Raw genomic sequence first — 12,896 nt, forward strand, 5'->3', positions numbered from 1 at the left:
CACCACCGGTGCCGGGCGGTCCCGCGCCCCCGCACGGCGGCGCCCGTCCTTGCCCGCGACCGACACCCCGAGGAGACGCGTCACGTGGCCGGCAGACCCAGACACCACGCAATCGCCCTGGCCGTAGCGCTGTGCACAGCCGTTCTGCCACCGCTGACGCCCCCGGCGACGGCCGCGGAACCGCCCCCGGCGACGGTCGCCGGACCGCCCCCGCCGCCGACGGACGCCCGGCTCGCGCACGAGCCGGCCCGCCCGGCGACCAGCCGGGAACAGTTCTACCTGCTGCTGCCCGACCGGTTCGCGAACGGCTCCGCCGCCAACGACCGGGGCGGACTGACCGGCGACCGCACCACCACCGGCTACGACCCCACCGACAAGGACTTCTTCCAGGGCGGCGACCTCAGAGGCGCCATCGACCACCTGGACTACATCAAGGGCCTCGGCACCACCGCCATCTGGCTCGCGCCGGTCTTCGCGAACAAGCCCGTGACGGACCGCGACGGCAGGGCGACCGCCAACTACCACGGCTACGCCATCACCGACTTCACCCGCGTCGACCCGCACTTCGGCACCGAGGCCGACCTGTCGGAACTGATCGACAAGGCCCACGCCAAGGGCATGAAGGTCTTCTTCGACGTCATCACCAACCACACCGCCGACACCATCGACTACGCCGAGAAACGGTACGGGTACCGCAGCAAGGGCGCCCACCCCTATCTCGACACCGAGGGCCGCCCCTTCGACGACAGCGCCGGCATGCGCCCGGCGGACGCGGACGGCGCCCCGTACACCCCGCGCGTCTCCGCCGACCCACGGGACCGCAAGGTGCCCGACTGGCTCAACGACCCGTCCATGTACCACAACCGCGGCAACTCCACCTTCGCCGGGGAGAGCGCCCTGGACGGCGACTTCATGGGCATGGACGACCTGTGGACCGAACGCCCCGAAGTCGTGCGCGGCATGGAGAAGATCTACGAGAAGTGGGTCGACGACTTCAGGGTGGACGGCTTCCGCGTCGACACCGCCAAGAACGTCGACATGGCCTTCTGGACCCAGTGGGCCACCGCGCTCGACCGTCACGCGGCACGGCACGGACGCCGGGACTTCTTCCTCTTCGCCGAGGCGTTCTCCGCCGACGCGGCCATCACCGCCCCCTACGTCACCGAGGGCCGCCTGGACGCCACGCTCGACTTCCCGTTCCAGGCCGCCGCCCGCGACTTCGCCTCGCGCGGCGGCCCCGCTGACGACCTCGCCCACGTCTTCGCGCAGGACTACCGCTACACCACCGACAAGACCAACGCCTACAGCCAGGTCACCTTCCTGGGCAGCCACGACATGGGCCGCATCGGCACCTTCATCGCCCAGGACCACCCCGCCGCGGACGACGCCGAACTCCTCGGTCGCGACCGCCTGGCCCACGAGCTGATGTTCCTCTCCCGGGGCAACCCGGTCGTCTACTCCGGTGACGAACAGGGCTTCACCGGCTCGGGCGCGGACGTCGCCGCCCGGCAGACGATGTTCGCCTCGAAGGTGCCGGACTACCTCGACGACGACGAGATAGGCACCGACCGCACGGCCGCCTCGGACGCCTACGACCCCTCCCACCCCCTGTACCGGGCCATAGCCGCCCTGTCCCGGCTCACCCGGGACCACCCCGCCCTGCGCGACGGCGTCCAGACCGAACGCTGCGCAGAAGACTCCGTCTACGCCTTCACCCGCACCGACGTCCGCGCGGGACGCGACTACCTGGTGGCGTTCAACAACGCCACCGAGGACAAGACCGTCACCCTGCCCACCGGCTCCCCGGACACTCCCTACCGCGCGCTGTACGGCACCACCGGCGGCGTACGCGCCCGCGCCGACGGGAAGATCACCGTGACCGTCCCGGCCCTGACGTCCGTCGTGTACCGGGCGGCACGGCCACCGCACCCGCCCACGGCCGCGCCCTCGCTCGCGCTCACCGCCCCGCGGGCGGGCGCCCACGGAACCGTGGAGATCTCCGCCGACGTCACCGGCGGCGGGTACCAGCGGGTCGTCTTCGCCGCCCAGACCGGTGACGGCCCCTGGCACACGCTCGGTACCGCCGACCACGCGCCGTACAAGGTCACCCAGCACATCGCCCCGGACGTTCCCGCGGGCACCCCGCTGCGATACAAGGCGGTCGTCGTGGACCGCGCGGGCCGGACCGCCGGCGCCCTCGCCGCCACGACCGCGGGCCGGGCCGCACCGGTTCCGGCGCCGGCCGCGGCGCGCCACTGGGCCGTCGTCCACCACCGGCGGACCGACGGCGACTACGACGGCCTGCGCCTGCGCACGGCCGACGGCCGGACCGCCGGCTTCACCGGCCGGGACGCCTACGGGGCGTTCGCCTGGCTGGCCCCGGCCGAGGGCACCACCGAGATCTCCTTCACCGTGGAGAAGGACGGCGTCCCCGACGGCCCCGCACGCACCCTGGACTTCGCCGCGACACCGGAGGTGTGGACCGAGCAGGGCAGCGACGCGGTCACGGGCACCAGACCCGTGGACGCGTACCCGGCCCAGGACCCGGCGAAGGCGGTCGTCCACTACCACCGCCCCGACGGCGACTACGACGGCTGGGGCCTGCACGCCTGGACGGGAGCGGCCCGCCCGCCCGAGTGGAACGACCCGATCCGCCCGGTGCGCCGGGACTCCTTCGGCCTGGTCTTCGAGGTCCCGCTGACCGGGCACGCGGACTCCCTCAGCTACCTCCTGCACAAGAAGGAGGAGAAGGACGTCCCCTCCGACGAGGCCCTCGACTTCTCCCTCTACGGCCACGAGGTGTGGCGCGTGGCCGGCGACGCCGCCTACCTCACCCCCACCCTCGGCGGCGCCTTCGGCCTGGACCTCGGCACGTCCGCCGCGACCTGGCTGGACGAGAACACCGTCGTCTGGCGGGGGACCGGAGCCGGAGTCGCCAGCCAGCAACTCGTGTACGCACCCGGCGGCGGCATCCGTCTGGAGCACGGCGCCCTGTCGGACGAGGGGCACTGGCTGCGCCTGATCCCCGCACACCTGACCGACGCGCAACGCTCCGCCCGTCCCGGGCTCGCGGACCACCAGGTCTTCACCGTCGACCCACGCGACCGCGACCGGATCGCCGAGGCCCGGGCGAGCCGCCAGCTGATCGCCACCCAGCGAGGACAGGACGGGGCCCTGCTCGGCGCCACGACCGTGCGCCTGCCACCCGGCTGACCTCCCCAGCACACCGTACGAAAGGAAAGAGCCGCACCGTGACCCCAGCACCCACCGCCCGCGGCAACCCGGGCGGACCACCGGCACGCCCGCGCCGCCGGAGCCTCCCGGCCGCCGTCTCCCGCGCCGCCGCCGTGGCCGTCACCGCCGCCCTGCTCGCCACGGCCCCGCACGCCACCCAGCCGGCGAGCGCCACGGCCCCGGGCGGCGCCCGGCCGGCGAGCGCGGGCCGCCCGTCCGCCCCGCCGTCCGACGCCCGCCTGGCCGCGGTGCCGGCCCGGCACGACATGACCCGCGAACAGTTCTACTTCCTCCTCCCCGACCGGTTCGCGGACGGCTCCGCCGCCAACGACCGGGGCGGACTGACCGGAGACCGCACCACCACCGGCTACGACCCCACCGACAAGGGCTTCTACCAGGGCGGTGACCTGAAGGGGCTGATCAGCAAGCTGGACTACGTCAAGGGACTCGGCACCACCGCGATCTGGCTGGCCCCGATCTTCAAGAACAAACCGGTGCAGGGCAACGGCGAGAGCGCCGGCTACCACGGTTACTGGATCACCGACTTCACCCGTGTCGACCCGCACTTCGGCACCAACGCGGACCTCGCGGAACTCATCCGCAAAGCCCACGCCAAGGGCATGAAGGTGTTCTTCGACGTCATCACCAACCACACCGCCGACACCGTCACCAACACCGAGAAGACGTTCGCGTACCGCGGCAAGGGCGCCTACCCCTACTTGGACACCGAAGGCCGCCCCTTCGACGACACCAAGGGCATGCGGAAGATCGACGCCCGAGGCTTCCCCTACACACCGCAGGTCACCCCGTCCGAACGGAACGCCAAGGTCCCGGCCTGGCTCAACGACCCCACCATGTACCACAACCGCGGCGACTCCACCTTCGCCGGCGAGAGCACCCTCTACGGCGACCACACCGGCCTCGACGACCTGTGGACCGAACGCCCCGAGGTCGTACGCGGCATGGAGAAGATCTACGAGAAGTGGGTCGACGAGTTCCGCGTCGACGGCTTCCGCGTCGACACCGTCCGCAACGTCGACATGGAGTTCTGGACCCAGTGGGCGACGGCACTCGACGCCCACGCGGCGAAGAAGGGCCGGAAGAACTTCTTCGTCTTCGGCGAGACACTGTCCTCCGACCCGGCCGTCACCTCGCCGTACGTACGCCAGGGCCGCCTCGACGCGACGCTCGACTTCCCGCTCCAGGACGCCGTCCGCCAGTACGCCTCCCAGGGCCGCACGGCCGACCGGCTCGCCGACGTCTTCGCGCAGGACTACCGCTACACCACCGACAAGGCGAACGCCTACGAACAGGTCACCTTCCTCGGCAACCACGACATGGGCCGCATCGGCGCCTTCCTGCTGAAGGACAACCCGGGGGCCGGCGACGCCGAACTCCTGCGCCGGGACCGCTTCGCCCACGAGCTGATGTTCCTCTCCCGGGGCAACCCGGTCGTCTACTCCGGTGACGAACAGGGCTTCACCGGCGCCGGTGGCGACAAGGACGCCCGGCAGACGATGTTCGCCTCGAAGGTGCCGGACTACCTGGACGACGACGAGATAGGCACCGACCGCACGGCCGCCTCGGACGCCTACGACCCCTCCCACCCCCTGTACCGGGCCATAGCCGCCCTGTCCCGGCTCACCCGGGACCACCCCGCCCTGCGCGACGGCGTCCAGACCGAACGCTACGCACAAGGCTCCGTCTACGCCTTCACCCGGACGGACACCCACCGGCGCGACCACTACCTGGTGGCGGCCAACAACGCCACCGAGGCGCGGACCGTACGGATCGCCACGGGCTTCGCCGGGGTGGCCTACCGGGGCCTGTACGGCACCACCGGCACGGTGACCAGCGGCGCCGACACCCGCGTGACCGTCACCATCCCGCCGCTGTCGTCCGTGGTGCTGAAGGCGAAGCAGCGGATCGGCACGCCCGCCACCCGGCCCACCCTGGTGCTCAAGGCCCCCGCGGCGGGCGCCACCGGCGACGTCGACGTCTCCGCCGACGTCAGCGGCGGCGGCCTCGACCGCGTCGTCTTCGCCGCCCAGGTCGGCAACGGCCCCTGGCAGACGCTCGGCACCGCCGACCACGCCCCGTACAAGGTCACCCAGCACCTCCCCGACACCGTGAAGCAGGGCACCACCCTGCGCTACAAGGCGGTGGCCGTCGACCTCGCGGGCCGGACCGCGAGCGCCCTCGCCACGACCACGGCCGGGCAGACGGCGGCGCCCCGGCCGCCCAGCGCCCTGAACCGCGCCTACGCCGTCGTGCACTACCTGCGCCCGGACGGCGACTACACCGGCTGGCGACTGGAGAGCGCGGGCCGGTCGGCCGAGTTCACCGGCCGGGACGCCTACGGCGCGTTCGCCTGGGTCAAGTTGGAGGAGGGCGCGCGGAGCCTGACGTACACGGTCACCGGCAACGGCACCGCGGACGGCCCGCGGCGCACCATCGACCTGGACAAGACGGGCGAGGTCTGGATCCGGCAGGGCGACGACGGCCAGTCGGACACGGCACCGCACGGCGCCTACCCGGCCCCCGACCCGGCCAAGGCAGTGATCCACTACCACCGGGCCGACGGCGACTACGACGGCTGGGGCCTGCACACCTGGACCGGGGCGAAGCACCCCACGGACTGGTCGGCGCCGCTCACGCCCACCGGCAGGGACGCGTTCGGCGTGACCTTCGAGGTGCCGCTCGCCGACGGCGCGACCTCGCTCAGCTACATCGTCCACAAGGGCGACGAGAAGGACATCACCGCCGACCGCTCGCTGGACTTCGCCACCTACGGCAAGGAGACCTGGCTGATCGGCGGGGACGGCGACTATCTGCTGCCGACGGTCGGCAGCGCGCCCGACCTGGACCTCGACACGGCCAAGGCCCGCTGGATCGGCACGGACACGGTCGTGTGGAAAGTGAAGACCACCAACTCCACCAGCCAGCAACTCGTCTACGCCCCCGGCGGAGGCATCACCGTCAAGGACGGCGCGCTGTCCGACGAGGGCCACTGGCTGCGGCTGATCCCGTCGAAGCTCACGGACGCCCAGAAGTCGGCGCATCCGGAGCTGGCGGACGACCCGGCGTTCACCGTCGACCCCCGCGACCGCGACCGCGTCCCGGCCGCCCTGCGCGCCCAGCTCATCGCCACCCAACGCGCCGCCAACGGCGCGCTGCTCGCCGCCACCGGAGTCCGCCTGCCCTGACACACCACGACCGACGGGTGCCCCTCGCGGAGCGAGGGGCACCCGTCGTTTTCCAGGGTCCGGCCGACTCAGCGGGTGAACACCGCGACGGTGCGGGCCGGGACGGTGAACGTAGCCGTGCCGGTGGTGTACGAGGCCGACTTGACGGTGTGGTCCGAGCCGGTGGCCTGGACGGGGTGGAGGGTGTAGGGGGTGCCGGCGAGGGCGCCGACGCGCTGTTCCTGCCGGTGGGGGGTGGCGTTGAAGACCACGACGAGGCTGCCGAGCCGCATGGTGATCACGCCCGGGGTCTCGTCCTTGCCGGACAGCGGGAAGGAGAGATGCCGCTGGACGTCGGCGGTGGTGGCCAGGGAGAAGGCCTGCTCGGTGGTCCGGATCCTCAGCAGGTCCCGGTAGGCGGCCGAGGCACCGGTGATCTCCGGGCAGCCGACCCTGACGGTGGTGAGCAGGGGCCTGGCGTAATCCCACTTGGACCGGTTGTCGGCCGCCGGGGGCAGCCCGCGCCCGAAGCCGTTGCCGTCGGCACAGTCCCAGTGGATCGCGTTGAACCAGTCCCCGCTGTCGAAGGAGTTGCGGTCCAGGGACTTCGAGCGCAGCAGGTCGCTGCCCGCCTGCGACAGCGCCGGCCCCTGGGAGAGGGCGGCCGTGGCCATGGCCACAACCTGCATCCTGGCCCGGTCACCGGGGGACGTGCCCTTCGGCAGCTTGTAGGCCAGCGCGTCGAACAGCGACTCGTTGTCGTGCGCGTCCGCATAGGCCAGGGCGTCACCGGGGGCCTCGGCGTACCCGGCGGGCGCGCCGTTGTAGTCCACCTGCGCACCGGTGACCTGCCGCCCCGCGCTGTCGGTGAAACGGTACTTCGCCAGGTTCCCGCTCAGCCCGACCTTGATCAGGTCCTGGTAGTGCAGCAGCCGGGCCTTCTGCTCCTCGCGCGTGCCGTTGGCGGTGGTGGTGTTGGGGTCGGTGTACAGGCCGGAGGCGAAGCCCTGCACGCCGGGGTCGGCATCGAAGGGGGTGCCGCCGCGCACCGCGTCGCGGGCCCGGTCGGAGAAGGTGGCGATGCCGGTACCGGCCATGTTCTTCTGCGTGGCCTGCGTGAAGCGGGCGTCGTCGGCGACCTCGCCGAAGTTCCACCCCTCCCCGTACAGGATGATCTTCTTGCCGTCGACGCCGTCCTTCTGGGGGGTCAGCGCGTCCAGGGCCTCGCGGACGGCCAGGATGTTGGCCTTGGGGTGGTGGCCCATGAGGTCGAAGCGGAACCCGTCGACCTTGTACTGCCTGGCCCAGGTGACGACCGAGTCCACCACCAGCTTGCCCATCATCGCGTTCTCGGGCGCGGTGTTGGCGCAGCAGGTGCTGTTGGCCACCGACCCGTCCGCCAGCAGACGCTGGTAGTAGCCGGGCACGATCCGGTCCAGCACGGAGGTGTCCGCCTGCCCGCTCGCCGCCGTGTGGTTGTACACCACGTCCATCACCACCCGCAGCCCGTCCCCGTTCAGCGCCTGCACCATCCGCCGGAACTCAACCGTGCGGGCCGCACCGTCGGGATCGGTGGCGTACGAACCCTCCGGGACCGTGTAGTGGAACGGGTCGTACCCCCAGTTGTAGGCGTCCTTCCCGGCCACCTTGCCCACACACTCCTGCTGCCGCTCCGAATCCGCCGGGAAGGCGGCCAGGTCGCAGTCCGGGACCGCCTGGTCCACCGTGCGCTCGGGAATTCCGGTGATGTCGAAGGCGGGCAGCAGGTGCACGTACGACGTCCCCGACTCCGCCAGCTTCCTCAGATGCCGGGAACCGTCACCACCGGTGTCGGTGAAGGCCAGATAGGTACCCCGGTCCTTCCTCGGCACGGTCTTGTCGGCGATGGAGAAGTCCCGGATGTGCAGTTCCTGGATCTGCGCGTCCCGCAGCGGCACGGCCTTCGGCTTGCGCAGCGCCTGCCAGCCCTTCGGGGCCAGCGACTTGTCGTCCAGGTCCACGACCAGGCTGCGCCCGGAATCCGCGGTGAGCGCGACCGAGTACGGGTCGGTGACCTTGTTGGTGACCACCTTCCGCACGCTCGGCGCCCACACCTTCACCACGTACCGGTACGGCTTGCCCTTCCAGGACGCCGGCCCGGTGACGGACCAGACGCCCGTGGAGTCGTCCCGGCGCATCCTCTTGAGCGAGCCGTCCAGTTCCCCAGCGACACGCTCTGTGCCGTCGGGGCCCACACGGACAGGGTGGGCCTTCCGTGGTGGAACACCGGGCCGAGGTGCGCCTTGGTGGCACCGGGGTAGAGGTCGTCCAGCACCCCGGCGATCTGCACACCCGTCGCCGCCAGCACGGCACCGTTCTGCGCCCGCTGCGAGACGACGAGTTGGCCCTTGACCGCTTCCCGCACCCGGTCCCGGTCACGTGGGTCGACGGACCAGGCGGTGGAGTCCTTCAGGTGCGGGAACCTCGCCTTCTGCGCGTCGCTCAGGGACGTCTTCTCCAGCCTGATCCGGTGCACGTCGGCGCCGGTCGCGGAGGTGGTGAGGGAGCCGTCGAGGGAGTACAGCAGCTGGGTGGAGGCGGCGCCCGGCACGCCGTTCCAGGCGACGGTGTCCCGGTCGATCCACACCGCCTCGGCGGTGATCGTGTCGACGGCGGTGGTGCGGCTTCCACCGGATGCGTGGGCGACGGCCCGGGGGACTGCGGCAAGGGGCTGGAGGAGGGCGGCCGCGAGCAGCGCGGACGCGACCGCCGCCAGCCGGTTGTGTGTCACGGGTGTGGACTCCTTGTGCCGATGGCTTGACTGGGCTGCGGCCACCCGGCTCTGCGGGAGCAGCCTCGTGGCCGGACGTCGGGCGCGACCGTAACCACGAGCGAGCCGTTACAGCAAGGGAGTTGAAAGTATCAGCAAGTAGATTCAAGAACGGCCGTCGATTTCCTGTCCGGTGGGGGCAACGAGCTCGTCACATCCGGGGAACCGGCAAGGAATCTGTCTGCAACGTCTTTCGCAAGAGATTGCAACCTTGTATGTTCAACTCGCGCCCGGCGGCCGTCGGTTGAGAAACACGGCACCCCCGGCCCTGCTCCAGGGATGTTCCGGGCCCCCAGATCTAGGAGTTGCTATGCGACGTGGCATATCGATCGCCGCCGCGGTCACCGTGGTCGCCCTCACCGCTTCCGCCTGCGGTGGCTCGGGTGGCGACTCGTCGAGCCGGCCGAAGGACCCGAAGGACGTCTCCGGGACGATCACGTACTGGGACACCTCGGACGCCGCGACCGAGGCCCCGACGTACAAGGCCCTCATCAAGCAGTTCGAGAACAAGTACCCCAAGATCAAAGTGGACTACCAGAACATCCCGTTCACCGACATCGAGCAGAAGTTCAAGTCGGCTGCCAAGAGCGGGAAGGGCGCACCTGACGTCGTCCGCACCGACGTGGGCCTGATGGCCGAGTACGCCGAGCTGGGCTACATCGCGCCCCTCGACGGCACCCCGGCTCTGAAGGACACCGACGACTTCAGCTCCGTCCCGCTGAACACGGCCAGGTACGAGGGCAAGACGTACGGCGTCCCGTCGGTCACGGACACGCTGGGCCTGCTGTACAACAAGAAGCTCCTGAAGCAGGCCGGCATCGCCGAACCGCCCGCCACGTGGGACGAGTTCATCGCCGACGCCAAGACCGTCAAGGCGAAGACGGGGGCCTACGGCACCTACCTCAACCCCGACTCCTACTTCCTGCTCCCGCTGCTCTACAGCAACGGCGCGGACCTGGCCGACCCCTCGGCGAAGAAGATCACCATCAACGACGGCGCCGCCGTCAAGGCCCTGACCACCGCGAAGAAGATCAACGACGAAGCCTCGATGAAGGTCGACTTCGCGAACGCCTACCAGAACATGCAGGCCGCCTTCAAGAACGGCAAGGTCGCCATGCTGATCCAGGGCCCCTGGTCGGTCGGCGACGACCTGAGCGGCACGGCGTTCAAGGGCGACGAGAAGAACCTCGGCTTCGCGCCCGTCCCGGCCGGCGCGGGCGGCAAGGCCCAGGCTCCGACCGGCGGTCACAACCTGACCGTGTACCAGGGCTCGAGTAACCTGGACGCCAGTTACCTGTTCACGCAGTTCATGACGTCGACACCGAGTCAGATCGAGATCGCCAAGGGAACCGGCACGCTGCCGACCCGCAAGTCCGCTTACACCGCCGAGGTCACCGGAGACGCCAAGATCGCCGGATTCCAGCCGCTCCTGGAGAAGACGGCGCGCGCCCGCGTGGCCCTCCCGCAAGCCGGTTCGCTCTTCACGCCCCTGGCGCAGAACTACGTGAAGATCCTCCAGGGCGACGAGTCGGTGCAAGGCGGCCTCGACGCCACCGCCGAGGAGTTCCAGAAGCTCCTGAAGGGCTTCTCCGTCGGCTGAACCGCGGTGCTCCGCCCCACGGCAACCGAAGAACACGCAGCCCCGGGGGAATCCGTTTCCCCGCTGCCGCCCCGACCGGGGCTCCCCTGGGGCTGCGGTACCACCCGACTTCGCCCGCGAAAGAGCCGATGAGTATGACGACCGCAACGAGCACCGGAACGACCGACGAGACGGCCCGTGGCCACCGGAAACCACCCCGCACACGTGAGTCGTCGCTCCGCCGCGCCTGGGACAAGTACTGGTACGCCTGGGCCATGGTGGCCCCGGTGGCCATCGTCATCGCCCTGCTGGTGCTGTATCCGCTCGGATACGGCTTCTACCAGTCGCTGACCGACGCCAACGAGTCCAACGTCGCCACCACCATCGGCGCCTTCCACCGCCCGGCCACCTACGACTTCGTGGGTCTCGACAACTACTGGCACATCCTGTCGGGCGCGGACGGCGACTTCTACCCGCGGCTCGTGTGGACGGTCGTGTGGACGGTGTCCTGCGTCGTCCTGCAGGTCGGTCTCGGGACGGGGCTCGCGGTGCTGCTCAACCGCAAAATGCGCCTGCGCGGTTTCTACCGCGCGATGCTGATCCTGCCGTGGGCCGTCCCGTCGTTCATCGGCGTCTTCGCCTGGCGGTTGATGCTCAACTCCCAGTACGGGGTGTTCAACGAGATCATCCAGGCGTTCGGCCTGCCCGCGCAGAACTGGCTCGGCTCCCCGCTGTCCCAGAAGATCGCCGTCATCATGGTCAACGTCTGGATCGGCATCCCCTTCAACATGGTCGCCGTGCTGGGCGGGCTGCAGTCGATCCCCAAGGAGCTGTACGAGGCGGCCGAGATGGACGGCGCCTCGCCCTGGCAGCGCTTCGTCAACGTCACCCTGCCCGGACTGCGCCCGGTGTCGAACACCGTGGTCCTGCTGGGCTGCATCTGGACGTTCAACATGTTCAACGTCATCTATCTGCTGCTGGGCAACAACACCACCGGCGACACGGACATCCTCGTCACCTTCGCCTTCCACAAGGCGTTCAACGGGATCTCGGACTACGCGGGAGCGGCGACCTACGGGATCATCATCCTCGCTCTCCTGCTCGCCTTCTCGACCTTCTACCGCCGCAGCACCCTGAAGTCCGAGCAGGCGTGAAGGAGCCATCGTCATGACCGCAGCAACGCACGAGACCACCACCACGCCCGAGGGCACCGCCCCGCTCCCCGCCGCCGTCCGCCCGCCCCGCCGGGTGCGCGGCAGAGAGGAACGAGGGCTCGGCGCCTCCGTGGCCCTGCACACCACGCTGGTCCTCGCCACCCTGATCGCCGCCTTCCCAGTGGTGTGGGTGCTCTTCATCTCCCTGGGCCCGAAGAACGCCTGGCAGCAGCCGAGCGAGGTGCTGTCGCATCTCGGCTTCCACAACTACGGCGACGTACTGGCCCATTCGGACCTGCCGCAGTGGTTCCTGAACACCGTGATCGTGGCGGCCGGCACCACGGCGCTGGGCGTCTTCCTCGCCGCGACCGCCGGCTACGCCGTCTCCCGGATGCGGTTCCCGGGCAGCCGGCAGCTGATGTGGGTCTTCCTGGTCACCCAGATGTTCCCCAGCATCGTGCTCATCGTGCCGCTGTACCTGCTCATGGCCGAACTGCACCTGCTCGACAACTACCTGGGACTGATCCTGGCCTACGCGACCACCGCGGTGCCGTTCTGCGCCTGGATGATGAAGGGCTACATCGACACCATCCCGAAGGAGATAGACGAGGCCGGACGAGTGGACGGCCTCACCCCCTTCGGCACCTTCTGGCGGCTGATCGTGCCGCTGGCCCGGCCCGGTCTCGCGGTGACGGCCTTCTACAGCTTCCTCACCGCCTGGGGCGAGGTCGCCTACGCGACGCAGTTCATGCAGTCCGACCACTACACACTCGCCGTCGGCATCCGCACCTTCGCCCAGGACCAGCGGCCCGACTGGGCGTGGACGTCGGCCACCGCGATCATCATCACCATCCCGGCCGCTCTCGTGTTCATGCTCGTGCAGCGCAGCCTCGTCTCCGGACTGACGGCCGGCGGCACCAAGTCATGACCGGCAC

General features: G+C 70.3%; 3 protein-coding genes and 3 pseudogenes. 5 read left to right on the plus strand and 1 reads right to left on the minus strand.

What is annotated here, in order from left to right; translation table 11 throughout:
• Nucleotides 1-117: 117 nt before the first annotated feature.
• Nucleotides 118-3,198: pseudogene (locus tag HB370_RS39425) on the plus strand (alpha-amylase family glycosyl hydrolase); the annotation flags it as partial.
• Between the two features lie 167 nt (nucleotides 3,199-3,365).
• Nucleotides 3,366-6,431 (plus strand): annotated as a pseudogene (locus tag HB370_RS39430) (alpha-amylase family glycosyl hydrolase); the annotation flags it as partial.
• A 77-nt stretch (nucleotides 6,432-6,508) separates the two neighbouring features.
• On the opposite strand, the pseudogene pulA reads toward HB370_RS39430, so the two are convergent.
• Nucleotides 6,509-9,189, minus strand: a pseudogene (pulA, locus tag HB370_RS39435) (pullulanase-type alpha-1,6-glucosidase).
• A gap of 349 nt (nucleotides 9,190-9,538) precedes the next feature.
• On the opposite strand from pulA, the gene HB370_RS39440 reads away from it, so the two are divergent.
• The 3 genes from HB370_RS39440 (at nucleotide 9,539) to HB370_RS39450 (ending at nucleotide 12,889) form a co-directional block, all read left to right on the plus strand.
• On the plus strand, nucleotides 9,539-10,828 hold the full coding sequence (locus HB370_RS39440; RefSeq protein ID WP_030795443.1) for an extracellular solute-binding protein: 1,290 nt from the start codon (nucleotides 9,539-9,541) through the stop codon (nucleotides 10,826-10,828).
• A gap of 134 nt (nucleotides 10,829-10,962) precedes the next feature.
• Nucleotides 10,963-11,961, plus strand: coding sequence for a sugar ABC transporter permease (locus HB370_RS39445; RefSeq protein ID WP_037703550.1), 999 nt, complete (start codon nucleotides 10,963-10,965; stop codon nucleotides 11,959-11,961).
• 13 nt (nucleotides 11,962-11,974) lie between these two features.
• Entirely contained in the window at nucleotides 11,975-12,889 is a 915-nt protein-coding gene (locus tag HB370_RS39450; protein ID WP_030795446.1) for an ABC transporter permease subunit, read from the plus strand.
• Nucleotides 12,890-12,896 lie beyond the last annotated feature (7 nt).

It is taken from the genome of Streptomyces sp. DSM 40868 (assembly GCF_011820545.1).
GTDB lineage: Bacteria > Actinomycetota > Actinomycetes > Streptomycetales > Streptomycetaceae > Streptomyces > Streptomyces eurythermus.